This window comes from Porphyrobacter sp. SLTP (assembly GCF_009905735.1).
In the GTDB taxonomy this organism is placed as follows: domain Bacteria; phylum Pseudomonadota; class Alphaproteobacteria; order Sphingomonadales; family Sphingomonadaceae; genus Erythrobacter.
Window position 1 is genome coordinate 36,273 of sequence record NZ_JAAALE010000017.1, and the last position, 26,385, is coordinate 62,657.

Consider the following 26,385-nt stretch of genomic DNA (forward strand, 5'->3'; position numbering starts at 1 on the left):
GCTATCATTGGCGGCCTTATCCGACCATCTCCTCCAGTTCCTTGCCCTTGGTCTCGACAATGAAACGCTGGACGAGGAAAAAGCTGATGGTCGCACATACGGCGTAGAAGCTGTAGCTTGCCGCGAGGCCAATCCCCGCCGCCATCAGCGGGAAGCTCTGCGCGATGAGGAAGTTGGCGAACCACTGAAAGAAGCCCGCCACCGCCAGCGCCGATCCGCGGATCTGGTTGGGGAACATCTCCGCCAGCATCACCCACATCACCGGGCCCCAGCTGACATTGAAGAAAATGACATAGAGGTTCGCCGCCACCACCGCCATCGTGCCGAGGCCCGCCGACAGCACCAGATTGCCCTCTGCATCCAGACCGCCCTGGCTGAACACGAACACCATCACGAACAACGTTGCCGCCATCCCCGCCGAACCGATCAGCAGCAGCGGCTTGCGCCCGACCTTGTCGATTACTGCAATCGTGACAAAGCAGGCCGCAATCGAAACCGCGCCCGACACGATGTTGATCAGCAGCGAATCCGCTTCGGTGAAGCCCGCCAGCTGCCACAGTGTCGCGCCGTAATAGAAGATCACGTTGATCCCGACGAGCTGCTGGAACACCGCCAGCATGATGCCAACCCACACAATCGGACGCATCCCGAGCAGGCTCCTGGTGCCCGCAGGCGCGAGCACATCGGCAAGACGCGGGCGGTGATCTTCCGAAAAGCTCGCGCGGATTTCGGCGAGCTTGGCAGTCGCTTCCTCGGCACCGAACAGGTCGGTCAGCACCTTGGAAGCCTCCTCATGGCGGCCCTTGCCGATCAGATAGCGCGGGCTTTCCGGGATGAAGAACAGCGCGGCAAGGAAGATCGCAGCGGGCAGCGCCTGCATCAGATACATCCAGCGCCACGCGGCGATCCCGCCCCAGAAGGCTCCGGTTGACCCGCCCGCCGCAGCCGCGAGGAAGTAGTTCACAAGGAACGCCAGCGTCAGGCCGGTGATGATCATGATCTGCTGCACCGTGGTCATCCGTCCGCGAATATTCGCAGGCGCGACCTCGGCGATATAGGCGGGCGACAGCACACTGGCCGCGCCAACCGCCATACCGCCTGCAATGCGAGCGATCACGAACAGCAGATGGCTTTCCGTCAGGCCCTGGATCAGCGCACCGGCGAGAAAGAGCACCGCGGCGATCCGCATCACATTGCGCCGTCCCATCTGGTCGGCGAGCGTGCCCGCAAAGAACGCCCCGATAAAGCAGCCGATCAGCAGCGAACTGACCGTGAAGCCCAGTCCGCCCACGCCCAGACCGAATTCCGCCTTCAACCCCGGCTGCGTGCCGTTGACCGCGCCGCTATCATAGCCGAACAGCAATCCGCCGATGGTCGCAACCGCAACGATCGCGGAAATCAGCACCATGTTGGTGCCGCCCCGATTATTCTCCAAGATCCCTCTCCCCGGTTGCTATGTTGCAACCCACACCATTTATGGTAGCGCTACCTTTCACTGAAAATCGCGTTATGGCAAGCCGCGTTTTCACAAACGGATTCGGTCTTCGAGAGGAACGGCGATGCTGACGGGCAGAAATTTGGTTGCGGGCGAATGGCGCGATGGCGTGGAGCGTTTCGCGGCAGTGGCGGCAGCAAGCGGCGCAGCGCTCGAACCGGCGTTTGCGCAGGCCAGCACCGCCGATGTTGCCGATGCCTGCGCGGCTGCGGCAGCGGCGCAGCCGGTGTTCGCCAGCCTCCCCTTGGCTGAGCGCGCCGCGTTTCTGCGATTGGTCGCCGAAAAGATCGACGCACTCGGCGATACGCTCACCCAGCGCGCGATGCTGGAAAGCGGCCTGCCCGAAGCGCGTCTGAATGGCGAACGCGGACGCACCGTCGGTCAGTTGCGCCTGTTCGCCGACGAGGTCGAGAACGGCGCGTGGCAGGGCCTCAGGATCGATCACGCCCTTCCCCAACGCACCCCGCCCAAGCCTGATTTGCGGATGCGCAAGGTGCCCGTGGGCCCCGTCGCAGTGTTCGGCGCGAGCAATTTCCCGCTCGCCTTCTCGGTCGCAGGCGGGGACACCGCCTCGGCGCTCGCCGCCGGGTGCTGCGTGGTGGTCAAGGGGCATCCGGCCCACCCCGGCACGTCCGAGCTGGTCGCTGGCGCAATCCTCGATGCGGTGCGCGAAGCCGGGCTGCCGGACGGTGTGTTCAGCCTTGTGAACGGCACGGACTTTGCGCTGGGTGAGGCGCTGGTGAAAGACCCGCGCATCGCCGCCGTGGGCTTTACCGGCTCGCGCGCCGGAGGTCTTGCGCTGATGAACCACGCCGCTGCGCGCCCCGTGCCGATTCCGGTCTATGCCGAGATGAGCAGCGTCAATCCGGTGGTGCTGATGCCCGGCCGGATGGCTGAAGCGGCTGACGAGCTCGCCGCCGCCTATGTCGGTTCGCTGTCACTGGGTGCGGGCCAGTTCTGCACCAATCCGGGGATCGTTCTGACGGTGGAGGCAGAGGCGACCACCCGCTTCATCGCCGCCGTGGGCGCAGCGCTTCCCGGCATTCCGGCGCAGACCATGCTGACGGCTGGGATCCAGTCCGCCTATGCCAAAGGCATCGCAACAATCGGCGCACAGGTGGGCGCGGTGCTGGTCGGCAGCGGCGCGGCGGGAACGGGTGCTTGCGGACAGGCACAGGTCTTCACCGTCTCTGGCGCAGCCTTCCGCGCCAACCCGGCGCTGGGCCACGAGGTGTTCGGCCCCAGCTCGATCATCGTCGTCTGCGCCGACCTGGACGAAGTCGCCGCGATCCTGATGGGCATGGAGGGTCAGCTCACCGCAACCCTGCACATGGCGACCGCCGATTATCCGGCAGCACGCGACCTCATCCCGATCCTCGAAAACCGCGCCGGTCGGATCATCGCCAATGCCTGGCCCACCGGCGTTGAAGTGACCCACGCGATGGTCCACGGCGGTCCCTTCCCGGCCACGTCGGACGGGCGCAGCACATCTGTCGGCACGCTGGCAATCGACCGCTTCCTGCGGCCGGTCAGCTATCAGGACCTGCCCGCCGCGCTGCTGCCGAAGGCTTTGCTCGACGGGCCCAGCGCGGTGCTGCGCCGGGTCGATGGAACGTGGGAGGCCTGAAGGGAGGCGACAGATGACGCAGGATCACGGCATCACCCGGCGGCGGCTGATTGAAGTCGGCGGCACGGCGGCCGCGGCGGGTCTGGTGATGTCGGGCGCGGCAGCGCTCGGCCCATCGCGCCAACCTGTCGCCACCGGACAGCCGCTACCGGACGGGCTGACGCTCTCCGCTGCCCCGCCCCGCGCGCAACGGCCGGGCAGCGTCGGCTTCGCGATCATCGGGCTCGGCGACTATGCGCTCAAGCAGATCATGCCGCGCTTCGCCCAATCCGAGCGAGCGCATATCGCGGCGCTGGTCTCGGGCAATCCTGCCAAGCTGCGTGAGGTGGGTGAAGCCTACGGCGTGCCGCAGCAAGCCCGTTATTCCTACGACAGCTTCGCCGAAATCGCCGCCAATCCGGCGGTCGAGGCGATCTATATCGTGCTGCCGACCGGCCTTCATGCCGAATGGGCGGAGCGCGCCTTTGCCGCGGGCAAGCACGTGATGTGCGAAAAGCCGATGGCGCTCTCCAGCGCCGAGTGCGAACGCATGATCGCCGCCAGCCAGCGCGCCAACCGCAAGCTGATGATCGCCTATCGCTGCCATTTCGAGCCGTACAATCGCGCCGCGATGGATCTGATGCGCGACAAGGCGGTGGGCGACCTCCGGCTGATCCGCACCGAACATTCCTACCGTATGGGTCCGACCACACCGGGACAGAACTGGCGCGTCAGCCGCGCGCTGGCAGGGGGCGGGCCGCTGGAGGATTACGGGATCTATGGACTACAGGCCGCACTCTACCTGTCGGGCGAGCTGCCTGACCGGATCAGCGCAAGCGCCTATCGCCCCGCCAACGATCCGCGCTTTGCGGAAATCTACGCCCATGTCGCGACCCAATGGCACTTCCCCTCGGGCGCGGCGGCGCAGATCGTGACGTCCTACGATTCGGCCGGTCTCAACATGGTGGAGGCGCGCGGCACCGCGGGCGCGCTGGTGATGCGCCCCGCCACCAACTATGATGGCCTGACGCTCGCACTGGAGACGGGCCGCGACCGGCGCGACTTCACGCCGGGGGATTCGGAAGTCCAGTTCGCCCGCCAGCTCGACCATCTCGCCAGCGCGATCCGAGAGGGGAGCGCGATCATCACGCCGGGCGAAATGGGCCTGCGCGATTTGCGTCTGATTGAAGCGATCTACGCCGCAGCGCAGAGCGGCCGCACGGTCATGCTCAATGCGGATGCGACGATCGCCGGATGAATTGGCGCGATCAGCGCTTGTTCTATTCGCGCAACCAAGTGGACGTAATCTCGCCGCGATGCCCCTCGGGCGCGAGCGCCGCGCGCAGCGCTTCGAGCAGAGGCGGCAGGCCTTGGGTGAAGGCATAGGGTGGATTGACGAAGAACAGCCCCGCGCCGTTGTAGATGCCGGGCTGGTCGGCATCATAGAGCCAGTGCTCCACCGTCAGAAGCTTCGGGATGCCGAGCTGACGCAGCTTGTCCTTCCACAGAGCATGGGTGGGCCGTTCCTTCAGGGGATACCAGATCACCGTCACGCCATGCGACCACTTGCGGTGCGCGGCCGCGAGGGTGGCGGTGATGCGGGCGCGTTCGTCGGTCTGCTCATAAGGCGGGTCGACCACCACCACGCCGCGCGGTGTCCGGGTCGGCAGCATTGCCAGCCATAACTCGTAGGCGTCGCGCTCGTGCACAGCCGCGTTTGTGCCGCGCATCACGCCGCGCAGGGCATAGGCGTCCTCGGGATGCTTTTCGTTGAGGATCAGGACATCCTGCGGGCGCAGCAGCTCCGCCAGAATGCGCGGCGATCCGGGATAGAGGCGCGGCTCGGCCCCGGCATTCTCAGCCTCATTCACTGTGCGAACGGCGGCGCGATAGTCGTCCAGCAAGGGGTTCCGGTCGGCAAAGGCCCGCAAAACGCCCTGCGTGGCTTCACCCGTTCGCCCGGCCTCCTCGCCCGCCAGATCGTAAAGCCCGCAGCCGGCATGGGTGTCGATCAGGGTGAGAGCGCTGTCTTTAAGCTGCAAGGCCCGGATGAGGGCAATCAGCAGGCTGTGCTTCACGACATCGGCGCTGTTGCCGGCATGGAAGGAATGACGGTAATTCATCGTGAAGACCAAAAGTTGGCGCGCCCGGCAGGACTCGAACCTGCTGCCTCAAGATTAGAAGTCTCGCGCTCTATCCAGATGAGCTACGGGCGCGCACCCGAAACATGGGAGACGGCTGCCCAATAGCGCGCTTTGCCGCACAGGCAAATCGCGCTAATCGGTCGGGCGATGGAAAACACCGCTCCCGCTGATCCAGCCGCCGCCTTTGACCGCGATCCGACCGACGGCATTGTCGCCACCAGCCGTCCGCCAATCACCTTCCGGTACTATGATCTGGTGATGGCGGCCTTCGTGGCGATCCTGCTGCTGTCGAACATCATCGGCGCGGCCAAGCTCACCTTCGTCGACGTGCCGTTCTGGCCGCAGGGCTGGTGGCCAGCGCCAGACGGCGTCTTCATCTATGGCGCGGGGATCCTGTTCTTCCCGCTGGGCTATGTCATCGGCGACGTGCTCACCGAGATCTACGGCTTTGCCAAGGCGCGCCGGGTGATCTGGGTGGGGACGGCAGCGATGCTGTTCCTTGCCTTCATGAGTTACATCGTCACCGCCCTGCCCCCGTTTGGCGGGTGGGAATGCGCCGCGAGCGGCTTTGGCGGGGAGCGCCCGCTGACCTCCAATGCCGATCCGGCGATCCCCGGCGGGGCGATCTGCCAGATGACTTATGAAAGCGTGTTCGGCAGCACGTGGCGGATCGTCGTGGCCTCAATCATTGCCTTCTGGGCGGGCGAGTTCGTCAATTCCTTCGTCATGGCCAAGATGAAGGTACTCACCAAGGGCCGCGCCCTGTGGACCCGCACCATCGGCTCGACCTTCGTCGGACAAGGCGTCGACAGCCTGATCTTCTACCCCATCGCCTTCTACGGCATCTGGACGACCGAAGCGGTGGTGACCGTGATGATCACCAACTGGGCGCTGAAAGTGGCGTGGGAGGCGGTGCTGACCCCGGTGACTTATGTGGTGGTGAACCGGCTCAAGGCCGCCGAAGGTGTCGATCTGTTCGACATCGACACCGACTTCTCGCCTTTTGGGAGGGAAGAAAAGGGGTGACAGCCCCGAGGCCCCTCCCCGTTGCGAAGCAACGGGGAGGGACTTGAGGGCTACATCACGATTTCGGGCACCACATCGACCCGCCAGCCGATCCCCAGCCGTCCGGCGAGCAGCTTCATGTCCTTCTCTGTCGGCGAGCCGAACAGCGCCGCATGGCTGGCGGCGAGTTCGAGCACCAGTGTGCCCTCCTCCACCCTGAGACGGCTCACCTCCAGCGAACGCGCCGACTGCCCGCCAAGCCGGCGCGCCAGCCGCAGCGCGAGGCCCCAGCGCACCGCTTCCTCGATCGCTTCGGGACAGGCCAGCGCGCGCACTTCGGCGGGAAGGCTGAGCTGGTTGCCATTGGCCGCAATCGCCGCGGCCAGCATCGCCCGGCCTTTGCCGTCGACCCCGACCCAGCGCTTGTGCAGCGCCCAGTTGATCGCCTGAGGCAGGCGGATATTGGGCTCGATCTGCATCGCCGCGAGCGCGAGCATGGTCGCCGCCAGCCGCAGCCGCTCGCTGCCATGTTCGCGCGCGGGGGCGGCATCCAGCGTCCAGGCCGCCATGCGCGTTGCCAGTGTCGGGGCAGAGCCGCGCTGGCTGGAGAACACCGCCACGCCCGCCAGCAGCGGGTCCTGCGCCTTGGTGTGCGCAGGCAGGCGATCATAGAGCAGCCCTTCGCGCAGACCCCATGAGGAGAACACCACCTGCTCCGGCGCCAACCGCGTCAGCAGCGCTTGCAGCAGCACGGCGGCATCGGGGAGCTTCTCGGCGCGCATCGCCGAAATCCGCTCCCGGCCTTTCAGGACATCGGTTTCGCTGAGCGCCAGGCCGGTGGCGAGTTCCAGCGCGGCGGCGCCTTCGATCGCGAAGCCATGCGGATCGCTCAGCGGATAGCCGCGCGCGGCCATCGCATAGACCGCCATCGCCCGCCACGTCCCGCCCACCAGATAGAGGGTGCCATTCTCGACCGCAGGCGCCGCCGACAGGTCCCACCCGGCCTTGCGGATCACCTTGTCGAGGCTTTTGCGCATCTCGCCCCGCCCGCCCTTGCGGTGTTCGGGAAGGCGCAAGGTGCCGAGCGGGAGGGTGGTGGCGCTGTCGGTCTTGCCACCTGCCACCCGCACCAGTTCCAGACTACCGCCGCCAAGGTCGGCGACAATGCCGCGCGCATCGGGGAAGGCACCGATCACGCCGTGAGCGCTGAGCAGCGCCTCTTCCTCGCCCGAGATCACCCGCGGATTGAGGCCGATGGCGCGCAGGCTCTCGACGAATTCGGGGCCATTGGCCGCCTCGCGCACCGCAGCGGTCGCCACGGTCTCGATATCCTTGATCCCGAGATCGGCGAGCAGCAGCGCAAACCGCTTCAGTCCGCGCAGCGCCAGCGCCATCGCCTCATCCGCCAACCTGCCGGTCGCCGCGATCTCGCGCCCGAGCTTCGCGGTCACCTTCTCGTTGAGCAGCACCGTGGGCGCGCGCATCGTGCCGCCATAGACGACGAGGCGCACCGTGTTTGAACCGATGTCGATGATCGCGCGTTCGGCTGTGTTGCCGCCCAGCGCGCCGTCGCGGCTTTCGCGCCGCCAGCGCCAGATCATGCCGCTGCCCCCCGGCGCAACGAAAGCTTGGGAACGGCCCCCGCCTCCAGCGCTCCCCCGCGGCCGGATAGCGACGGGTTGGTCATGAAATAGCGGTGGCAGTTGAACGGCTTGCGCCCCTCTTCAACGGTAAAGCGCGAATAGCTGCCGTCAGGATGCAGCCACCAGCTTTGTTCGGTATCGAGCATATTGGCGAGCAGCACCTGCTGAAGCACCTGATCATGCACCGTGCGGTTGAGGATGGGGATCAGCGCCTCGACCCGGCGATCAAGATTGCGGCTCATCATGTCCGCCGATGCGATGAACACCGCCGCATGGGCGCTCGGCATCGCGTGGCCATTGGCGAAGGCATAGATGCGACTGTGTTCGAGGAAGCGGCCGATAACCGATTTCACGCGGATATTCTCGGACAGGCCGGCAATCCCCGGTCGCAGGCAACATATCCCGCGCACCACCAGCTCGACCTGCACCCCGGCATTGCTTGCGGCATAGAGCCGGTCGATCACGCCCTCATCGGTCAGCTGGTTGCATTTGAACCAGACCGCGGCGGGCTTTCCGGCTTGGGCATTGGCGATTTCGGTATCGATCCGGCTGTAGATTTCCTCGCGCAGATCAATCGGGGCAATGTGGATGCGTTCGAGCGCGTGGGGCTCGACATAGCCGGTGACGAAGTTGAACATCTTGGCCGCATCACGCGCCAGCTTCGGGTCGGCGGTGAAGAAGCTGAGGTCGGTGTAAACCTTGGCCGTGACCGGATGATAATTGCCCGTGCCGAAGTGGCAATATGACCGGAACCCATCGCCTTCGCGTCGCACCACCATGGCGACCTTGGCGTGGGTCTTCCAGTCGGTGAAGCCATAGATCACCTGCACGCCCGCGCGTTCAAGCTTGCTCGCCCATTTGAGGTTCTGCTCCTCATCAAAGCGGGCCTTCAGCTCCACGACGGCGGTGACCGATTTGCCCGCTTCAGCCGCCTCGATCAGCGCGCCGACGACGGCCGACTGCGAGCCTGCGCGGTACAGCGTTTGCTTGATCGCCACGACATCAGGATCGGCGGCCGCCTGACGGATGAAATCGACCACCACTTCGAAGCTTTCGTAGGGGTGATGGATGACGATGTCCTTTTCGCGGATGGCGGAGAAGGCATCGCCGTCATGCTCGCGGATGCGTTCCGGGAAGCGTGGTGAATAGGCATCGAACTTCAGGTCGGGCCGGTCTTCACGGACGATTTCGGCAAGGCCGTCGATCCCGATCATGCCATCGGTCTTGATCACCGCGGCTTCGTTGATGCCAAGCTGTTCGAGCAGCAGCTGCTCGGCTGCGGGATCGAAATCCTCCTCGATCTCCAGCTGGATGACCTGACCGCGCCGCCGCCGCTGGATCGCGCTGCGGAAGGTGCGGACAAGGTCTTCGGCCTCTTCCTCGATCTCGATATCGCTGTCGCGCAGCACCCGGAACAACCCGTCGCCCTGAATGGTGAAGCCGGGGAACAGCGCCTCGGCATAGCGCTGGATCAGCCGGGCAATCGAGATGTAGAGCACGCTGCCGTCACCCGATACCGCGTCCGGCACCCGCACGAAGCGCGGCAACGCGCTGGGGATCAGCACCATCTCGATCAGCTGTTCGCCGCCCGCATTGCGGGTCAGCGTGAACAGCAGGCCCATGCCTTCGTTCTGGACGAAGGGGAACGGGTGCGCAGGATCGAGCGCCTGGGGCGTGATGATCGGCAGGATTTCGTTGAGGAAGTAGGTCTTGAGCCACTTGTGCGCGGCCGGACTGACGCGCTGCTCGTCAGCGATATGGATGTCCGCTCCCGCCAGCCCTTCCTGCACCGAGCGCCAGATGGTCTGCTGGATGGCGCTGAGTTCGGCCAGCTTCTCACGGATCGCGGCCAATTGCTGCGAAGGGCTGCGCCCGTCGATCGAGGGGATCGCCATGCCGCGCTGCACCTGGCCCACCAGCCCGGCGACGCGGATCATCATGAATTCATCGAGATTGCTGCCCGAAATCGACAGAAACCGCAGCCGTTCGAGCAGCGGGTAGGCCGGATTGCAGGCTTCCGCCAGCACGCGCTGGTTGAATTGGAGCCATGACAGCTCGCGATTGAAATAGGGGGATTCGTCATGAGCCAGCTCGGCCATCTGCATGGGGCCTGCGCCTGCGGAAACATCCGCGTTGCCTATCGGTGACGTGCTCATCGCTTTCCTGTTCTGCCCTGCGCCGGTTCATCGGACGCGGCGCTTGCCCAGCGCATGTGTTCGCTCGGCCCAGCGGTGTAAATCAGGAAGATGGGCTTGTCACACCAATGTCAATTTGACGGGCGGTTCACACCAGGTCGCGGCTCTCGGCAATCTGGGTGATGCCGCGCTTGCCGTTCGCGTCGCGGCCCAGCTGGACGATCACGTCGATCACGCTGGCGGCATAGGCGATGGTGTCGCTGCGGGTGAGCCCGATGCCGGTCTGCATCACCATCAACGACAGCTGTTCGAGCGCGCCGCGCAGGGAGTTCGCGTGGATGGTCGAAAAGCTGCCCGGGTGGCCGGTGTTGATCGCCCGCAGGAAGCTGACGCTCTCGGCGCCGCGCAATTCGCCCAGCACGATTCGGTCGGGCCGGAGACGCAGAGCGGCTTGCAGCAATTCGTTGGCGGTGACCTTGGCCTCCCCCAGCTCGCCCTTGACCGCAACCAGGCCGACCGCGTTCTCGCCGGGGAACTTCAATTCGGGCGTATCTTCGACCAGCACCACACGCTCTTGCGCCGGGATTTCGCCGAGCATGGCGTTGAGGAAGGTGGTCTTGCCGGTGCTGGTGCCGCCGGAAATCAGGATAGTACGCCGCGCCCGGATCGCGGCGCGCAGAAAGGCAATGGGCTGGCTTTGCGGATCGGGCAGCTCGAACTGCATCTCGCCTGCGAGCGGCCCGGTGTCATAGGCGTCGAGCGGCAGGTCGAGCCGGCGGTGGCGGCGGATCGCCATCACCCAATGCTTGCGACTGGCGGGCGGACCGCAGAACTGCACACGCGCACCGTCCGGCAAAGTGGCGCCCAGCAGCGGGTGTTCGCGGTTGATCCCCTGATGGGAAACCCGCGCAACCTGTTCGGCGAGGCGCTGCACCAGCCGGTCGTCAATCTCCGGCGTCTCGATCCGCTGCATGCCGGGGCTGGCGGCATCCTCAATCCACACCTCGCCCGGGCGATTGACCATGATTTCGGTCACGGTATCCCGGTCTAGCCAGCGGCGGAACGGGGCGAGATAGGCGTCGAGATAGACGCTGCGTTCGGCGGACAGCGGAACGGCCCCCTCGGCCAGGCTATCGCCCTCTCCCATGCCGAGCCGGTGGATATCCGCGCTCATACCGTCAGTTGCCGACCATGCTGAAATCGAGATCGCGTGCGGTGTAAACCTTGATCGGCTCCCCGGCGCGCACTCTGATCGTCGGGCTGATCTGCCCCTGCGATTGCACCGCCGAATTGGCCGCGCCTTGCGCGCCGCCCGCGACGATCACGCCGCCCACGCCGCCAGTTGCCAGCGCGCCGAGGCCGCCGACCACCGACAGGAGCAGGCCCGAACCGAAACGCTTGAGGAAGTGGCTGTTGACGTCACCTTCAAGCCCTGTCGTTCCGTCAAACCCGATCGCGGGGGAAGCAATATTGACCGAGACGCCGTCAGGCCGGATCAGCCGTGTCCAGATCACATAGGCGCGGCGCTGGCCCTGTTCGACGCCCGCCTGATACTGACCGATCAGGCGCGACGAACGCGGGACAAGCACGCGCTTGCCATCGAAGCTGCGGATATCCTGGCTCACCACAGCGCGGACATAACCCGGCACGTCGGTGTTGATCGCGGTTTCGAGCACGGCGGGGATCAACGTCCCTTCTGTCACCGTGGTCGAAGGATTGGTCATCGCCCGCGCCTGTGCGGGCCCGCCGCCGACGCCGCCGATCTGGCCTGCGAAAGCGGCGGCTCCGCCAATTCCGGCCACGTTGCCTGCCGTGCCAGCCGCCGGAACGCCCGGCGGCGCTTCGGCAAGGCGCGCGCTTCCCGCGGCACGGCTCGCATCGAACACCAGCTGCGGGGTCGCATAGGGATTGACCGCCATGCCGGGCATGACCGAGGGATTGTTGGCGAGCACTGGCATCGGCGCAGGATCGCCTTGCGGTGCCATGGGCACGGCACCGGGCTGCTGCGCGGGATTCCCCACCGGCGGCACCGCAGCAGGCGCGGCAGGCGGCGGCGGAGCAACGGCGGGGTTGCCGATCCCCTGCGGGTCAGGTGTGCGCGCCGAATTCATTGCCCAGAAGGTGACAGCGCCCAGCAGGCCGACGACCGCGACCCCGGCCGCCATCTGGAACCCGTCACCCTTGGCCTTGCGGTCAGTGACGGCGGGAAAGGCGGCGCGGCTGGCGAGATCGATGATCTCGGCCGATTCCCGCTCGCGCGGATCGCCGCTCTCTCCGGTTGTGGTCTCGCCCTTCTTGGGCGGCAAACGCATGGCCAGACGCATCAGATGCTCTCCTTGGCGGATTCGGTAGCAATGGACATGTTCACGACCCCTTCTTGCGCGGCGCGGTCAGCTCCGCCTGGCGGGCCGAAGGCGCCATCGGGCCGGTGTTGGTGAGCGTCGCAGTGTCGCGGCCGGAGCGCAGGATGATCTGCGGCGGCACTCCGTCCACCACGAGCGTATCGCCGCGTACGGTGTAATTGACCGGCCCTTCCTCGCCCGCCGCATTGGTCACGAGGATCGCCGGAATCGCAACCCCCTGCGGCCAGGTCAGAAACACCGCATTGCCATTGTCATAGGCGCGTGACGGCAGCAGATCGCGCGCACCCGCACTGGCCCAGGCGAAATTGAGATTGGCCGGATCGCTCACCGAATAGGGGTCTGCCGCTGCGGCCACCTCCGCCGGAGCCTCCAGCGCACGAACGGCCTGCGCCTCGGCTTCGGCAATGGCGGCGAGACGCGCTTCCTCGGCCGCCCTCTCCAGCTCGGGATAGCGGAATTGCAGCACGTAAAGCGCTGAATTTCGGGGAGACGCGACGAGATCGAACAGGTAGGTGCGCTTGTCCGTCACCACGGTCATATTGGTCCGCGCGTCGGGTTCCAGCGGCTTCACAAACAGGATCGACTGCGCCTTGTTCGGCTGCACCTGCCACGCGGCGGAATCACCGATCGCGACATTCTCGATCACTTCGTCGGGCCCGAACTTGATGGTGGTCTGGACCTTCACCTTGCCATCGATCCGCACCACGGCGTTCTCGTCAAAGACGCGTGTTTGCAAGCGATTGTCCTGCGCTGCGACAGGCGCGGCAAGGCAGAGAGCGAGGCTCGCGAGGAGCACGGCGCGGGTCATTGATAGGTCTCCGGAGGGGGGGCTTTCGGCGCGGGCACAGGCTTGGCGGACGATGCCGAACGGAAGCGATTGCCGATGCCGCGGGTGCGCGACGTTGCGGGATTGAGCGGCACCACCTGCCCGCCCCCGCCGCCCGTCGCATAGACACGGGTCTCGCGCGCCACGGTGCCCGCAGGCCCCGCATCGTTTGCGGCGGTCACGGTCTGGAGTGCGCCCAGATCCACGCGGCGCGGGGCGAGGCCGGGGCTCGGCGGAGCGACGTTGATGTTGCGCGGGGCTGTGCCAACCGGCTGCGGCACGGCGACGGAGCGCGCGCTGTCATGGCTGCGGCTATGCTCCTTATCCGGCACCAGACCAAACACCTGCCAGCCCGCCACCATGCTGGATGCGACCTTGAGCGACAGCAGCATCAGCGCCATGTGCACCGCGCCGACCACAAAGAACGCCATCGCCGCCTGCTGGTCGATCTGCCCCGGCACGGCCACCAGCGCGGCCAGCACCGGCACGGCCATTTCCAGCATGATCGACCCGCCCAGCACCGCAAACAGCGGGGCGAGCGCCATCATCGTCAGTCCCTTGAGCCAGCCGGTGAACAATTCGCGCGTGCCCTCGAATAAGGCCAGCACCACGAAGATCGGCCCCACCGCCAGCAACAGTGCCAGCGCGATCCGCGCCGTCACCAGCAGCCCGACCGTGCCGAGCAGCAGCAGCATCGCGCCCATCCACATCATGCCCGGCGGCGAGAAGGCGGAAATATCCTTGGTATCCCCGCTCGCCCGCTGGATTGCCATGAACACCACGTCGAGCTTCTGCGCGAACACCGCCGTGGCGCTCTCGCCTTGCGTCCCGGTGAGGATGCCCGCGATCTGGTCCGGCCCGCCAATGAAGATGTTGTAGAAGACGGTCGAGAAGGCGACGAAACTGGTCGCGAAGGTCAGCACCAGCCCGAGTGTCATCATCCGTGGCAGCAGCGCACGGACCGACAGGTTTGATCGCCCCAGCATCAGCGAGATGCCGAAGAAGGCGACATACAGGCCCAGCAGCAGCGTCAGGGCAAAGGCCAATTGCCCCTCGGTCCCGAACAGGCGGTTGAAGGCCTGTTCCGAGACGGTGGCGGCAATGCAATCGACCGCGCTGAGCGCGGCGGAGACGCCGGTGCCCATCGACTGGGCGGCAAGATCGCAGGTGGTCGTCATTCGGCCGCCTGCCACATCGGCTGACCGTCCTGATCGACGTCACCATCGGGCCACGCCCGTCCAGTGAGCGCCGGGAACCATGCCGAAGGCGCATCGCCCACCGCTTCGCGCAGCAGATCGAGGCGGCGCACCGCGCTTTCACGGCCCGAAAGGATCGTCAGCACTTCCGGCGCGCCCGACAGGTCGAGCCGCACCACCACGCTCGCATCGGGCTGGCGCACGAGGAAGCACCGGCTGTGCGCGGGCAGCGAGCGGATCAGCGCGAATTCGTGGCTGGTGAGGCCGAAGCCGTCGCAATAATCCTCCGGCCGGGCGCGGCTGTTGGGCATGAACACCATCGTCGCGGTCTGTTCGACCAGCGCGGTCGAAATCCGGCTGTCGAGCGCATCGCGCGCTGATTGCGTCGCAAACCCGACCAGTGCATTGCGCTTGCGCAGCGTCTTGAGCCAGTCGCGAATGCGCGCGGCGAAGACCTCATCATCCAGCGCCTTCCAGCCTTCATCGATCAGGATCATGGTCGGCTGCCCGTCCAGCCGCTCATCGATGCGGTGGAACAGGTACATCATCGTCGGCGTGCGCAGGCGCGGGTTTTCGAGCAGCGCGGTCATGTCGAAACCGAGCGCGCGCTCGCTCAGGTCGAGCCGGTCGCGTTCATTGTCGAACAGCCATGCGTGCTCGCCGCCGTCCCCGCTCGGCGAGCCGATCCAGGCCGCCAGCCGGTCGGCCAGATCGCCCGGTTGCGGGCGGCGGGCGCCGGCCAGCAGTTCCTTGAAGTGGCGCAACCGGCGCAGGCTCGGATCATTGCCATAGGTCGCGTCGACGGCGGCGCTGATGGTCGAAAATTCCTCCGGGCCCTCAGCCTTGAGCAGCACGGCGAGCCAATCGCGGAGGAAAGCGCGGTTGGCAGGACTGTCGGGGAGCGAGAGCGGATTGAACCCGGTCGGATCGCCCGGCGCAATGCGGCTGTACCGCCCGCCGATGCCGCGAATGAAGAGCTCCGCCCCGCGATCTTTGTCGAACAGGATGGTGCGAGGGCGGAACTTCTGCGCCTGCGCCGCGAGGAAGTTCATCACCACAGTCTTGCCCGAACCGCTCGGGCCGATGACGCTGAAATTGCCCAGATCGCCATGGTGGAAGTTGAAGAAGAACGGCGTGGCGCTGGTCGTTTCCAGCAGCGTGACCGCGTCGCCCCAGTGGTTGCCGCTGGCCTGCCCCAGGGCAAAGCCGTGGAAGCTGCCGAAGCCCGCCATATTGGCGGACGAGATCAGCGCGCGGCGGACGATGTATTCCTCGTTGCCGGGGAATTGCGCCCAAAAAGCGGGTTCGAGATTGGTATCCTCGCGCACCGCAATCGCGCCGGTATCGGCCAGCGCAGCGGCACACGACGCCATGGCGTCATCGAGGCGCGGGAGCGTCGTCTCGCGCACCAGCACGGTGAGATGATGGTCCCCGAAGCCCACCGCTCCATTGCCCAGCGCGTCACGCGCGGCGAGCATGTCGGCCCGTTCGGCCGCGGCTTCCTCGTCGACAGAGCGTGAGCGGCGCAAGGCGAGGTCGATGCGTTCCTTGGCGGTGGTGCGCTCGTTGGGGGCGTAGCTTTCAGTGACCACCATTTCGAACGGCAGCCGCAGCAGGTTGTCGAGCAGGCCGGGCGAGGTCGCCTCGGGGTAGTCCTTCAGCCCGAGGATCGCGGCGAAATCGGGCGCGGCTGACCCGCGCAGCTCCATCGCGTCGAGACCGAAGCTGGCACGGCGATAGGGCAGCATGTGGCCGATGTCGGTTTCCGGCGAAGGGCGGCGCACCGGGCGCATTTCGCCGTTGTAGAGCGCGCTAAGCAGCTCCAGCATTTCCGAATTGGTTCCGCCATCGCTGCTGCTGGGCGATTGGTAATCGCCCAGCACCACCGCGCCGTAATTCTGCAAGCTGGCGACAAGGCCCGTGATCGCGGCCTTGAGGCTGCGAACGTCCTTGGGATCGGCTTCAGGCTCGTCCTGACCCTGGCGGGAGAAGAACTTGGAAACCCGCTCGGGCAAGCCCGTCTTACCGCGCGCGGGACGGCGGATCAGCGTGACGAACTGGTCATTGATAAACAGCGATCCACCCGCCAGCCGCTGCTTCCAGCGCGCGTCGATATGGCGCGACAGAGCATCGGGGAATTCAGCCTCAAGCTCCACTTCCACCTGGCGGCGGATGACGTGGTGATACATCACGAACCGCGCATCGAGCGTGCTGCGCAGCATCACCTCACGCGTGGCGGCGTGAGCATTCAGCGCGTCCGAATCCTCGGTCTCGAACAGCAGGCCCGGCACCTGAATCGCGCTCATCACCGAGCCATCGCGCAGCAGCACGGTGTTCTCGTCCACGAGACGCGCATAGGGCAGGCGGTCGCCGACACGGGCTTCCTTGGCGCTCCACGCGGCGGCTCCGATCCACTTCACCATGAGATGGCGTCCTTAAGGCGCATAGGAATTGCATCCCCAGCGCTTGAAATTGGGCACGCGGGGGCATTTCGAAACCTTGGTGATCCACAGGTCGAAAACGCGCGGTTCGCGCAGCGAAGCGAAATAACCGATCCCGTGCATCACCATCGGCACCGGCAGGATCCACCAGCTTTTGAGGATCAGGAAAGCGATCGTCGTGACCATCAGGTTGATGATGAAAAAGTTCATCGTCACGCCTGCAAACATCTGCGGGCGGGTAAGCGCGCGGTGCACCGGGTTGCGGATGAGCTCGCTCACGGACGCTTACCCCGCGGCCGACTGGATACCGGCGACGATGGTGGTCGCGCCGAACAGGATGAACACGCCGATGATCACGGTCGCGCCGAAACGCCAGTTCATCCGGCCGGTCAGCATCATGAAGCCGATCGCCGCCACCGCCATCACCGCAATCGTGGTCGCCACCGTGCCGAGCAAGGTGCCCTGCAACCACAGCAGCGCATTGTTGATCGGGCCGGAGCCGGCCGGGTCGGCAGTTTGCGCAAAGGCGACGCTCGGCGTGAGCGCCAGCGCGAGAGCAGCAACAAGACGGGCAGGAAGGCGGAACAACGACATCATTTCTCGGTCATTCTTTCATGTGGTTTGAACGCCGCCGGTCACTGGCCGACGATGCGCGAATGGTTGGCGAGCCGCCCCATGATGGCGGCAACATATTGCTTTGTCTCACGGATATTGGGGATGCCCCCGGCCCGTTCGACCCGTCCCGGCCCGGCATTGTAAGCGGCCAGCGCCTTTTCCAGATCGCCGTCAAACCGGTCGAGCTGTTCGCGCAGATACCGCGCCCCGCCCTCGAGATTGGCGAAAGGATCACGCGGGTTCACCCCGAGATAGCGCGCCGTGCCCGGCATCAGCTGGGCAAGCCCCTGTGCGCCGACGGGCGAGACCGCATTCTCGTTCCAGCGGCTCTCCTGCCATACCAGCGCTTCGAGCAGGCTGGGTGACAGGTCGAACCGGGCGGCGAGTTCGAGGATTTTGGCGTGATAGCGCAGCGGAATCCCGGCGGCATGGCGCGCAGGATCGGCAATGGCGTGTTCGGGGATCGAAGGGGCCTCGGCAAAGTCGAGCTCTGCCGCGGTGAGCGGCATGGACAATCCGGTCTCGGGATCGACCGCAGCAGGTGTGACGAGAGACTGGCCCGCAAGCGGCCCTGCCACCCAGCGCGCGCCGTCAGCACCCAGTTCGAGCACATCTGCCTGGGCCTGGGATGCAAGCCCGAGTGCAACAGTACCAATCATGACGCGGCAAGCCGCGGCGAGAATCATGTCTCGGCCCTCCAGAATGTCTCCCTTTGTCTATCCTAAATGACACGCAGGTGACAGTCTTGCGAAAGCCCGGCAGCCAGCCTCGGGAGCGGACAGCAAAACGGGCGAGCTGCTCCCCCGCAGCCCGCCCGTTTGCGGCCTCAGTGCGACCCGAGGGCCGCGGTGCAATCAGTCGCGAAGGGTCAGCTGTTCGCCGCGCATCGCGGGCGCGCGGAACTCGCCGCGCTCAAGCATCTTGATCGCCTTGCGGGCCAGACGGCGCGAATCGGTGGCGGTGCCATCGGCGGTGTCGAGCTCAATCACTTCGTGACAGGCCAGCGCCGCTTCGAACGCGTCTCGCGCTTTCACCTCGTCACCCGCCTGCGCATAGGCGATGCCGAGATTGATCAGCACGGCGGCGTCATGCGGATCGGCCGCGCTCGCCTTCTGAAGCGTCGCCAGCGCCTGTTCGGCACGGCCGGCGGCGAGCGGCTGCACCGCCAGTTCGGGGTCCTTGAGGTGAGCGGCAGGGGCCCCTGCCAGCGGGGTCGCAGCGATCAGCGCGAGTGCGAAAGCGGTAACGGACATCGGCATGGCTCCTGTGTGAACGATGCAGAAGATGACTCACTTGCAGTGCCGATGCAACAAAACTGAAACATTGTAATTTATTTGTAATTTAAGCCGACATCGCTCTGATTTTGCGCATTTTTTCTGTTACGGTCTAGCGTGCGGCATGTCGCAGCTTTTCGCGCGGCTTTGTCGCATTTGTCTTTCTTCGGTCATAATCGCTCAACTGACACACGCCTGTCATGATGCAAGAATTCTGTCATGACCGCCCCCTAGCGAGCCCCCAGCGCAACAAACTTCGCGCCTAACTCGATTCTCGGCTCAAGAGGGGACCGCTCGCTGTGAAAAACTTTCAACGCACTCTGATCATGGGTTGCAGTCTGGTCGCTCTGGCTGGCTGCGGCGCGGATGAAATCGTCTCGCCGGGCACCAGCGGCGATGTCATCATCAACAATCCGGCCCCGACGCCCACTCCGACGCCCACGCCGACCCCGACTCAGTCGCTGGTCACCCCGGCGGCTGGCTGCCCGACCATCGCGACTGCAGGCGGGTTGGTCGATGCCAGCACCATCAGCGGCCCGACCGGCACCTACCGCGTCTGCCAGCTGCCCGCGCGCTTCACCTCGACCGACACCCTGCCCTACATCCGCGGCCTGGTGTACCAGATCAACGGCCGTGTCGAAGTGGGCGCGGATCGCGGCTTTTCGAGCACCGGCACCACCGTCACCCTCACCATTGAACCCGGTGTGATCCTGTTCGCGCAGCAGGATTCGTACCTGGTGGTGAACCGTGGCAACGCGATCCAGTCGAACGGGACCGCGGACCGCCCAATCGTCTGGACCAGCCGCGACAACATTCAGGGCGTCGCCAGCGACAACAGCCAGCAGCAGTGGGGCGGCGTGGTGCTGCTCGGCCGTGCACCGATTTCGGATTGCTCGACCGGCGTGTTCAACACCACTGCCAACCCGACTGCCAACCCCACCTGCGAAGGCCGGTTGGAAGGCGCTGCGGTCGCCACCCCGTTTGGCGGCGCCAACGCAGCCGACAGCTCGGGCTCGTTCCGCTTCAACCAGATCCGCTTCTCGGGCTTCGAGCTGGCGCCGAACAACGAGCTTCAGTCGCTGACCACCGGCGGCGCGGGTTCGGGTACGGTGATCGAGAACCTCGTCTCGTTCAACAGCTCGGATGACGGCGTCGAGTTCTTCGGCGGCGGGTTCAACGCTCGCAACTTTGCGATCATCGGCGCGTCGGACGATTCGCTCGATGTCGACACCGGCGCAATCGTCAACCTCGACACCGTGATCGCGGTGCAGCGTTCGACCACCGGCGACCGCGCAATCGAACTCGACTCGCCCAACGTCGCTGACCGGACGCCGTCGAATGCGATCCCGCAGACCCGCTTCCAGGTGAACAACTTCACCTTCGTGATGCGTGACGGTGCGCCGCAGGTTGTCCAGGCCCGTGGCGGCGCTGCGATCGGCCTCACCAACGGCGTGATCAATGCCGGCACCAACCACTGCTTCCAGATCGACGAGCCCACCACGCTCGCAGCGATCATCGGCGTCGATTCGGTGGTCGGCGATTGCCCGGCGACCGATCCGATCCGCGGCGGCGCGGGCGTGACCAACGCTGAAGCGGCGGCGCGCATCAACGGCGGTACCAACAACAACCTCGCCTTCGCGATCACGCTCACCAATGGCGTGGTCAATGGCACCGGCGAAACCGGGCGGACGGCCTTTAACGCCAACACGCGTTCGACCTTCTTCCCGACCCGCACCTTCGTGGGCGCGATCCAGAACGCAGCGGCGCTGACCACCATCTTCGGCAACTGGACCTGCAACTCGTCGATCCAGAACTTCGGAAGCGCGACCGGCGCCTGCACTTCGCTGCCGGTCTACCCGGCCTAAGCGGCGAAAATGACACGTTCGGGGGAGACGCAGCTTCATCGCCGCGCCTCCCCCATTTTCACATACAGACTGACCATTTCATGAGGGGGTCCTCACCTATGTCGACCGGCACGCGCCTGGCAGGGCTGCTGCTTCTCACCACGTCGCTCACCTTGCCGTCCGTTCTGCACGCGCAGGATGTGCCGCAGGAAGAGGAAGCGGCGCAGGACCCGCTCACCGAAGCGGCGGAGGGCGAGCCTCCGGCCGAGGATTTGCAAGAGACCGATATCTCGGTTCCCGGCGGCGGGATCATCGTCACCGGACGGCGCAACCGCGATCCGGCGCGTAACTCAGGTCAGGTGCTCAGCGTGCTGAGCGAAGCCGACATCGCCCGCACCGGCGAAGGTGATATCGCCGGCGCGCTGGCGCGGGTTAGCGGGTTGTCGCTGGTCGGCAATGGCCGCGTCTTCGTGCGCGGTCTGGGTGATCGCTACTCGCTCGCGCTGCTGAACGGCCTGCCGCTCCCCAGCCCCGAGCCGCTGAGCCGCGTCGTCCCGCTCGACATCTTCCCCACCAGCGTGATCGCCTCAAGCCTCGTGCAGAAGACCTATTCGGCCAACTTCCCGGGCGAATTCGGCGGCGGCGTGATCAACCTCACCACCAAAGCGATCCCGACCGAGGACTTCCTCACCATCGGCTTCACCGGCAGCGGTGACACCGAGACGACCTTCCAGAACGGGTTGACCTATTTCGGCAGCCGCTGGGACACCTTCGGTTTCGACAATGGCAACCGCGACTTTCCGACCGCGCTGCAAGGCCTGATCGCCAGCGGCACCCGCATCAATGATGCGCCGATCGACGTGCAGCGCCAGCTCGCCGGGCAGATCATGCCCCTGAACCTCGTCACCTTGCAGAAGAATGACGCGCTGCCGATGAACTTCAGCGCCAACATCACCGGCGGCGCTTCGTTCGAGGTGGGTGATGGCAATTACCTCGGCCTGATCGCGACCGCCGGGATCACCAACACCTGGCGCAATCGCAATGTCACCAGCCAGCAGTTCGGCGATGCCGAAGCGGGCCAGATCCTGTTCGATTCGCGCAACTTCATCACCGACAACAAGGTGCTGGTGAACGGCCTCATCGGCATCGGGCTCGACATTGGCGAGCACACCATCCGCTGGACCAACCTCTACATCCGCGACACCCTCAAGACCGCGCGGCTGGCGACCGGCACTGACAGTTTCACTGACGTTGCCCGCCCGTTCGATTTCCAGACCCAGCAGACCGGCTGGTTCGAACGTCAGCTGATGGATTCGCAGATCGTCGCAGAATTCAACTTCGACGCCTTCGAGCTCGATCTGCGCGGCGGCTATGCCCGCACCGATCGTGAAGCGCCGTACAACGCCATTGTCCCCTACATCCGCACCAACATCCCCGGCGATCCGTTCGGCGACAAGTACGTGGTCGATGTCGGCGCACAGGTAGGCGGGACCGAGCGGATTCAGGTCGGTTTCGAAGACCTGACCGAAGAACTGTGGTTCGGCGGTGCGGACGTGACCTTCGAGGTCTCCGACACCCTGTCGCTGACTGCGGGCTATGCCTATTCGGACACAACCCGCCGTTCGCTGTCCTTCATCATTCGCCCGCTGCTCGGCTCCTCGGCGGAGCTCAACACCGCGCTGCGGGCGCTGGGCCTGCGCCGCCCGGGTGACATCATCAACGGTGCGGTGCTGGCCGAATTTCCCGATGGCACCCCGTTCTTCAACGTCACCGTGTCCGATCCGACCCCCTTCCCGGTGTTCGATGCGGCGCTGACAGTGCACGCAGGCTACGGGCTGGCCCGCTTCCGCCCGACCGATCGTCTGAATATCGAGGCGGGCCTTCGCTATGAGGACGGGCTGCAAGTGGCCGCACCCGATCTCACCTTCGGCGGCGGTAATCTCGCCAACCCGACGCGGATCGCCAACGACTACTTCCTGCCGTCTGCCACAATCACCTGGGAAGCGATCGACGATCTCCAGTTGCGGCTCTCGGCCTCACAGACCATCGCCCGCCCGCAGTTCCGCGAGCTGGTCGAACAGACCTATTTCGATCCCGAGAGCAACCGCCGTTTCCGCGGGAACCCGTTCCTTCAGGACAGCGAGTTGATCAACGTCGAAGCGCGCGCCGAATATTACATGGGCGGCCCGAAGAAGGTGAGCCTCGCCGGGTTCTACAAGAAGATCGACAACCCGATCGAAAACTTCCTGATCACCGCGCCCGGCATCATCGAGACGAGCTATGCCAACGCGCCCTCAGCCGAGCTTTACGGGGCCGAGCTTGATGCGTCCTACGGGATTGATCTGGCCGATTGGGGCGGGTTCTTCGAGACCAAGCAGTTCCTGATCATCGCCAATTACACCTACACCCAATCGAGCATTTCGGTGGGTGCAACTGATCTGGCCCCGATCCCCGGCGCGACCGGCCAGTTGGCGAGCCAGCTGTTCGACGATGGCTCACCGCTGGTCGGCCAGTCCGACCACGTCGCCAACCTGTCGCTCGGCATCGAGGATCTCGACAAGGTCCAGCAGTTTACCGTGCTGTTCAACTATGCGAGCGAGCGTGTGACCCTGCGCGGCGGGGCGCTGCCTGATGTGGTGGAAGACCCCGGCCTGACGGTCGATCTGGTCGCGCGGTCGGCGATCAAGCTGGGCGGCCTGCCGCTCGAATTGTCGCTGGAGGCGCGCAACATCTTCGGGCGCGACAATTTCGAGTTCCAGGAAGTGAACGGCAACCGCGCCGAGCTGAACACCTTCGATGTCGGCACCAGCTTCGCGATTGGGCTGAAGGCGGAGTTTTGATGATCTGGTAGATGCTTCGGCCTCTACCACGCCCGTCGCCTCGCGCTTGATACGGGGCGACGGGCTCTAATCCAGTCAATCACCCCAGATCGAAGACATACCCCAGCGACCGCACCGTGCGCAGCGGGTTGCCGCCGCCGGCTGATTTGATCGCACGCCGCAGCCGGCCGATCCACACATCCACCGTCCGCTCGTCAATCGGCGGTTCGCGCTTGCCGAGGCCGCTGATCAGATCCTCGCGGGTCAGCACCCGGTTGGGGTTTTCGGCGAGGAAACGCAGCAGGCGGAATTCATTGGGACGCAGCACGATCGGTGTCTCGTCCCAGCGCGCCTGAAGCGCCGCCATGTCGATCGTCAGCGCGCCGAGTTCGAACCGCCGGGTCGCATTGCGCTCGGCCCCGCGCGATTGCAGCGCCAGCACCCGGTCGAGCACGGCGGTGCGCGTCAGCGGCCCGATCACGTAATCATCCGCTCCGGCCCGCAGCGCGCGGCGGCGATCCTCGGCATCGTCTTCTTCCAGCACCATCGTCACATGCGCATCCGCGGTACGCGCATCGGCGCGCAGTCGGCGGCACAGCTCAAGCCCGGCCAGTTCGGGCATGACCCAGTCGACAAAAGCCCACATCGGGCCCTCGACCAGCCGCCGCGGGCCTTCCGGGCCGAGCCGGTCGAAGGTGAAACGCCGCTGATCATGGACGAAATCCTCCAGGCTTTCGCCCAGTTCGCCTGTCAGGAAGATATTGACGACATCCATATTCTGCCAGCCCCGGTTTGATGCGGGAGTGGCGCAGGTGTGTGACGCGTTTGTGACTGGATTTCAGTTGTATGTAACAATCGGCACGCAATCACCCGCCGAGCACAGAAACCTTGTCCATTGCGGGCATCGGCATGCCCATGCCGGTCGGGAACTTGGGGCGGTAGGGCGCTTCAAGTGCGGCGATTTCCTCGCCCGTCAGCACGATATCGAGCGCGGCCACGGCGTCGGCGATATGCTGCGGCTTGGTCGCGCCGATGATCGGGGCGGCGACTTGCGGCTTGGTGAAATGCCACGCCAAGCCCAGGCTCGCCATCGGTACGCCGCGCCGAGCGGCGAGATCGGCGAGCGCGTCGATCACCGCGCGGTCCGCCGCGTCCTCCGCTTTGTAGAGCGCCTTGCCGACGACGTCGGTCTCGCTGCGCACCGTGGTCTCGCCGAAGGGCCGGGTCAGCCGCCCGCGCGCGAGCGGGCTCCACGGGATCACGCCGACACCCTGATCCGCGCAGAGCGGCAGCATCTCGCGCTCCTCTTCGCGGTAGAGGAGGTTAAGCTGGTTCTGCATCGATATGAACCGCGTCCAGCCGTTCGTCCGCGCGACCTCCTGCGCCTTGGCGAACTGCCACGCATACATCGACGACGCGCCGATATAGCGCGCCTTGCCCGCCTTCACGATGTCGTGCAGCGCCTCCATCGTTTCTTCGATGGGCGTCACATCGTCCCAACGGTGGATCTGGAACAGGTCGACGTGATCCATGCCGAGCCGCGTCAGCGAATCGTCGATCGCCGCAAACAGCGCCTTGCGCGACAGCCCGCCGCAATTGGGGGCATTGCGCCACACGCCGAAGGCTTTGGTGGCGACAACGATCTCGTCACGCCGCGCCATTTCCCTGAGGAGCTTGCCCGTGATCTCCTCCGAGGTGCCGCCGGAATAGATGTTGGCCGTGTCGAAGAAGTTGATCCCCGCCCCAAGCGCCTCACGGAAGAACGGCCGCGCGGCATCCTCGCCCAGCAGCCAGTCGCCGTGCCAGCCCTTGGAGGTGTCGCCATAGGACATGCAGCCGAGGCACAGGCGCGAAACGGTGAGGCCGGAAGCGCCGAGGCGGGTGAATTGCATCGGTGGAATTCCTTTTCTGAGAGTTGGAAAGGTTACAAGGGTTACACCGTGTCACCCAGACTTATCGCCATCAAAATAATGATAAATAATGATAATCCGGCAGTTTCTCTAAAGTGACGGATAAAATAATTCGCAGAGAAATAGCCTCTCGCCATCAGATCGCCCGGTCGCCATTCTGGCCGCTCCGGCCAATGTAGGAAAGCACCGCGCGCGGGCTTGTGCTCTTCAGCTGAGCGTCAGCCCCCCATCCACCACCAGCGTTTGCCCGGTGATGTAAGCGCTGAGCGGCGAGGCGAGGAACAGCGCGGCGCCGGCCATGTCCTCGGGCGTGCCCATGCGGCGCAGGGGGATGGACTTGAGGCTGGCTTCGAGGCGTTCGGGGTGATCGGTGGTGACGGAGGTGAGCTTGGTTGGCACCAGCCCGGGGGCGATGCCGTTGACCCGGATGCCATCGCGCGCCCAGGCCTCGCCCAACGTCTTGGTGAGGCTCGCCGCGCCCGCCTTGGACGCCGCATAGGCGGGCGTGCCGATTGTCGATTTGAAGGCGGCGACGCTGGAGACGATGATGATCTTCCCCTTCGCCTCGGCCAGCGCAGGGTGGAAGGCGCGGGCGGCGTCCATCACCGAGTTGAGGTTGATGTCGACCACCGCATCCCAGCCCTCGCGAGTGAACTCCTGCCGCCCGTAGCGGACGGTGCCCTGCGAAAGCACCAGCACATCGACCGGGACGAGATCAGCCGCCAGCCGGTCGGCGGCGTGGCGATCCATCAGATCGAGCTGGCGGTAATCGAGTCCGGTGAAATCGGCATCCTCGGCTTCGAGGTAGTCGCCGAAATCGGGCCGGGTGCCGGTGACAACAACGCTCGCGCCCCGCTGGCGGAAGCCGTGGGCGATGCCATTCCCGATCCCGCTCGACCCGCCGATGACGAGGACGCGCTTGCCGGTGAAGTCGAGGGGGTCGGTCATCATTTTCGCTCCGCCGGTACGGTTAAGCCACTCGTAGCCCCTCCCCTTCAGGGGAGGGGCTACGAGTGGCTTAACCGTACCGGCGGAGCGAAAATGATGACCGACCCCCTCGACTTCACCG

The 26,385-nt window shown here is 65.4% G+C and carries 21 protein-coding genes and 1 tRNA gene; 5 read left to right on the forward strand and 17 right to left on the reverse strand.

Features of this window, described 5'->3' with window-relative positions:
• Positions 1–16 precede the first annotated feature (16 nt).
• Positions 17–1,438 carry a sugar porter family MFS transporter gene (locus tag GVM20_RS13305; protein WP_502706197.1) on the reverse strand — a complete coding sequence of 474 codons (1,422 nt, stop codon included), beginning with the start codon at positions 1,436–1,438 and terminating at the stop codon, positions 17–19.
• 121 nt (positions 1,439–1,559) lie between these two features.
• On the opposite strand from GVM20_RS13305, the gene GVM20_RS13310 reads away from it, so the two are divergent.
• Together GVM20_RS13310 and GVM20_RS13315 are read left to right on the forward strand one after the other, a co-directional pair.
• Positions 1,560–3,122, forward strand: coding sequence for an aldehyde dehydrogenase (NADP(+)) (locus GVM20_RS13310; RefSeq protein ID WP_166547671.1), 1,563 nt, complete (start codon positions 1,560–1,562; stop codon positions 3,120–3,122).
• A 13-nt stretch (positions 3,123–3,135) separates the two neighbouring features.
• Complete coding sequence (locus tag GVM20_RS13315) at positions 3,136–4,359, forward strand: Gfo/Idh/MocA family protein (protein ID WP_166547672.1); 1,224 nt, start codon at positions 3,136–3,138, stop codon at positions 4,357–4,359.
• Positions 4,360–4,381: 22 nt separating this feature from the next.
• Here the strand turns inward: GVM20_RS13315 and GVM20_RS13320 are convergent, their stop codons facing one another.
• Together GVM20_RS13320 and GVM20_RS13325 are read right to left on the reverse strand one after the other, a co-directional pair.
• Positions 4,382–5,224 carry a 23S rRNA (adenine(2030)-N(6))-methyltransferase RlmJ gene (locus GVM20_RS13320; RefSeq protein ID WP_166547673.1) on the reverse strand — a complete coding sequence of 281 codons (843 nt, stop codon included), beginning with the start codon at positions 5,222–5,224 and terminating at the stop codon, positions 4,382–4,384.
• 16 nt (positions 5,225–5,240) lie between these two features.
• A tRNA-Arg gene (locus GVM20_RS13325) sits at positions 5,241–5,317 on the reverse strand.
• 75 nt (positions 5,318–5,392) lie between these two features.
• Here GVM20_RS13325 and GVM20_RS13330 point away from each other — a divergent pair.
• Positions 5,393–6,271: a queuosine precursor transporter gene (locus GVM20_RS13330; protein WP_166547674.1), complete on the forward strand. Its 879-nt coding sequence runs from the start codon at positions 5,393–5,395 to the stop codon at positions 6,269–6,271.
• A 50-nt stretch (positions 6,272–6,321) separates the two neighbouring features.
• Here the strand turns inward: GVM20_RS13330 and GVM20_RS13335 are convergent, their stop codons facing one another.
• The 11 genes from GVM20_RS13335 to GVM20_RS13385 all read right to left on the reverse strand — a co-directional run bounded on the left by GVM20_RS13335 (position 6,322) and on the right by GVM20_RS13385 (position 18,722).
• Positions 6,322–7,851 (reverse strand): Ppx/GppA family phosphatase, encoded by a 1,530-nt coding sequence (locus tag GVM20_RS13335; RefSeq protein ID WP_166547675.1) that lies wholly within the window; start codon positions 7,849–7,851, stop codon positions 6,322–6,324.
• Positions 7,848–9,998: an RNA degradosome polyphosphate kinase gene (locus tag GVM20_RS13340; RefSeq protein ID WP_166547676.1), complete on the reverse strand. Its 2,151-nt coding sequence runs from the start codon at positions 9,996–9,998 to the stop codon at positions 7,848–7,850. Before GVM20_RS13340 ends, GVM20_RS13335 begins: the two co-directional genes overlap by 4 nt.
• A 178-nt stretch (positions 9,999–10,176) precedes the next feature.
• A complete protein-coding gene (virB11, locus tag GVM20_RS13345) occupies positions 10,177–11,202 on the reverse strand; it encodes a P-type DNA transfer ATPase VirB11 (protein ID WP_166547677.1) in 1,026 nt (341 codons plus the stop codon).
• A gap of 4 nt (positions 11,203–11,206) precedes the next feature.
• Positions 11,207–12,352 (reverse strand): TrbI/VirB10 family protein, encoded by a 1,146-nt coding sequence (locus tag GVM20_RS13350; RefSeq protein ID WP_234032015.1) that lies wholly within the window; start codon positions 12,350–12,352, stop codon positions 11,207–11,209.
• A 40-nt stretch (positions 12,353–12,392) separates the two neighbouring features.
• A complete protein-coding gene (locus GVM20_RS13355) occupies positions 12,393–13,199 on the reverse strand; it encodes a TrbG/VirB9 family P-type conjugative transfer protein (protein ID WP_166547678.1) in 807 nt (268 codons plus the stop codon).
• Positions 13,196–14,395: a TrbL/VirB6 family protein gene (locus tag GVM20_RS13360; RefSeq protein WP_166547679.1), complete on the reverse strand. Its 1,200-nt coding sequence runs from the start codon at positions 14,393–14,395 to the stop codon at positions 13,196–13,198. Before GVM20_RS13360 ends, GVM20_RS13355 begins: the two co-directional genes overlap by 4 nt.
• Positions 14,392–16,836, reverse strand: a complete 2,445-nt coding sequence (locus tag GVM20_RS13365; protein ID WP_166547680.1) for a VirB4 family type IV secretion/conjugal transfer ATPase — start codon at positions 16,834–16,836, stop codon at positions 14,392–14,394. Before GVM20_RS13365 ends, GVM20_RS13360 begins: the two co-directional genes overlap by 4 nt.
• A 12-nt stretch (positions 16,837–16,848) precedes the next feature.
• Entirely contained in the window at positions 16,849–17,133 is a 285-nt protein-coding gene (locus GVM20_RS13370) for a VirB3 family type IV secretion system protein (protein ID WP_166547681.1), read from the reverse strand.
• A gap of 6 nt (positions 17,134–17,139) precedes the next feature.
• Positions 17,140–17,451, reverse strand: a complete 312-nt coding sequence (locus GVM20_RS13375) for a TrbC/VirB2 family type IV secretion system protein (RefSeq protein ID WP_166547682.1) — start codon at positions 17,449–17,451, stop codon at positions 17,140–17,142.
• A 38-nt stretch (positions 17,452–17,489) separates the two neighbouring features.
• On the reverse strand, positions 17,490–18,155 hold the full coding sequence (locus GVM20_RS13380; protein WP_166547683.1) for a lytic transglycosylase domain-containing protein: 666 nt from the start codon (positions 18,153–18,155) through the stop codon (positions 17,490–17,492).
• A gap of 168 nt (positions 18,156–18,323) precedes the next feature.
• Positions 18,324–18,722, reverse strand: coding sequence for a tetratricopeptide repeat protein (locus GVM20_RS13385; RefSeq protein WP_166547684.1), 399 nt, complete (start codon positions 18,720–18,722; stop codon positions 18,324–18,326).
• 320 nt (positions 18,723–19,042) lie between these two features.
• Between GVM20_RS13385 and GVM20_RS13390 the strand changes: the two genes are divergently transcribed.
• Together GVM20_RS13390 and GVM20_RS13395 are read left to right on the forward strand one after the other, a co-directional pair.
• Positions 19,043–20,608, forward strand: a complete 1,566-nt coding sequence (locus GVM20_RS13390; protein ID WP_166547685.1) for a beta-helix domain-containing protein — start codon at positions 19,043–19,045, stop codon at positions 20,606–20,608.
• Between the two features lie 98 nt (positions 20,609–20,706).
• On the forward strand, positions 20,707–23,427 hold the full coding sequence (locus tag GVM20_RS13395; RefSeq protein WP_166547686.1) for a TonB-dependent receptor domain-containing protein: 2,721 nt from the start codon (positions 20,707–20,709) through the stop codon (positions 23,425–23,427).
• Positions 23,428–23,506: 79 nt separating this feature from the next.
• On the opposite strand, the gene GVM20_RS13400 is transcribed toward GVM20_RS13395, so the two are convergent.
• From GVM20_RS13400 to GVM20_RS13410, 3 genes are all read right to left on the reverse strand, one after another.
• Complete coding sequence (locus GVM20_RS13400) at positions 23,507–24,181, reverse strand: response regulator transcription factor (RefSeq protein WP_166547687.1); 675 nt, start codon at positions 24,179–24,181, stop codon at positions 23,507–23,509.
• Between the two features lie 91 nt (positions 24,182–24,272).
• Entirely contained in the window at positions 24,273–25,298 is a 1,026-nt protein-coding gene (locus GVM20_RS13405; RefSeq protein WP_166547688.1) for an aldo/keto reductase, read from the reverse strand.
• Positions 25,299–25,523: 225 nt separating this feature from the next.
• Complete coding sequence (locus GVM20_RS13410; RefSeq protein ID WP_166547699.1) at positions 25,524–26,264, reverse strand: SDR family NAD(P)-dependent oxidoreductase; 741 nt, start codon at positions 26,262–26,264, stop codon at positions 25,524–25,526.
• Positions 26,265–26,385: the final 121 nt, after the last annotated feature.

Excerpts from the sequence above, each read along its gene's own strand:
- GVM20_RS13310 (WP_166547671.1), top strand. The coding sequence starts at position 1,560 with ATGCTGACGGGCAGAAATTTGGTTGCGGGCGAATGGCGCGATGGCGTG.
- GVM20_RS13315 (WP_166547672.1), top strand. The coding sequence starts at position 3,136 with ATGACGCAGGATCACGGCATCACCCGGCGGCGGCTGATTGAAGTCGGC.
- GVM20_RS13320 (WP_166547673.1), bottom strand. The coding sequence starts at position 5,224 with ATGAATTACCGTCATTCCTTCCATGCCGGCAACAGCGCCGATGTCGTG.
- GVM20_RS13330 (WP_166547674.1), top strand. The coding sequence starts at position 5,393 with ATGGAAAACACCGCTCCCGCTGATCCAGCCGCCGCCTTTGACCGCGAT.
- GVM20_RS13335 (WP_166547675.1), bottom strand. The coding sequence starts at position 7,851 with ATGATCTGGCGCTGGCGGCGCGAAAGCCGCGACGGCGCGCTGGGCGGC.
- GVM20_RS13340 (WP_166547676.1), bottom strand. The coding sequence starts at position 9,998 with ATGCAGATGGCCGAGCTGGCTCATGACGAATCCCCCTATTTCAATCGC.
- virB11 (WP_166547677.1), bottom strand. The coding sequence starts at position 11,202 with ATGAGCGCGGATATCCACCGGCTCGGCATGGGAGAGGGCGATAGCCTG.
- GVM20_RS13350 (WP_234032015.1), bottom strand. The coding sequence starts at position 12,352 with ATGCGTCTGGCCATGCGTTTGCCGCCCAAGAAGGGCGAGACCACAACC.
- GVM20_RS13355 (WP_166547678.1), bottom strand. The coding sequence starts at position 13,199 with ATGACCCGCGCCGTGCTCCTCGCGAGCCTCGCTCTCTGCCTTGCCGCG.
- GVM20_RS13360 (WP_166547679.1), bottom strand. The coding sequence starts at position 14,395 with ATGACGACCACCTGCGATCTTGCCGCCCAGTCGATGGGCACCGGCGTC.
- GVM20_RS13365 (WP_166547680.1), bottom strand. The coding sequence starts at position 16,836 with ATGGTGAAGTGGATCGGAGCCGCCGCGTGGAGCGCCAAGGAAGCCCGT.
- GVM20_RS13375 (WP_166547682.1), bottom strand. The coding sequence starts at position 17,451 with ATGATGTCGTTGTTCCGCCTTCCTGCCCGTCTTGTTGCTGCTCTCGCG.
- GVM20_RS13380 (WP_166547683.1), bottom strand. The coding sequence starts at position 18,155 with ATGATTCTCGCCGCGGCTTGCCGCGTCATGATTGGTACTGTTGCACTC.
- GVM20_RS13385 (WP_166547684.1), bottom strand. The coding sequence starts at position 18,722 with ATGTCCGTTACCGCTTTCGCACTCGCGCTGATCGCTGCGACCCCGCTG.
- GVM20_RS13395 (WP_166547686.1), top strand. The coding sequence starts at position 20,707 with ATGTCGACCGGCACGCGCCTGGCAGGGCTGCTGCTTCTCACCACGTCG.
- GVM20_RS13400 (WP_166547687.1), bottom strand. The coding sequence starts at position 24,181 with ATGGATGTCGTCAATATCTTCCTGACAGGCGAACTGGGCGAAAGCCTG.
- GVM20_RS13405 (WP_166547688.1), bottom strand. The coding sequence starts at position 25,298 with ATGCAATTCACCCGCCTCGGCGCTTCCGGCCTCACCGTTTCGCGCCTG.
- GVM20_RS13410 (WP_166547699.1), bottom strand. The coding sequence starts at position 26,264 with ATGACCGACCCCCTCGACTTCACCGGCAAGCGCGTCCTCGTCATCGGC.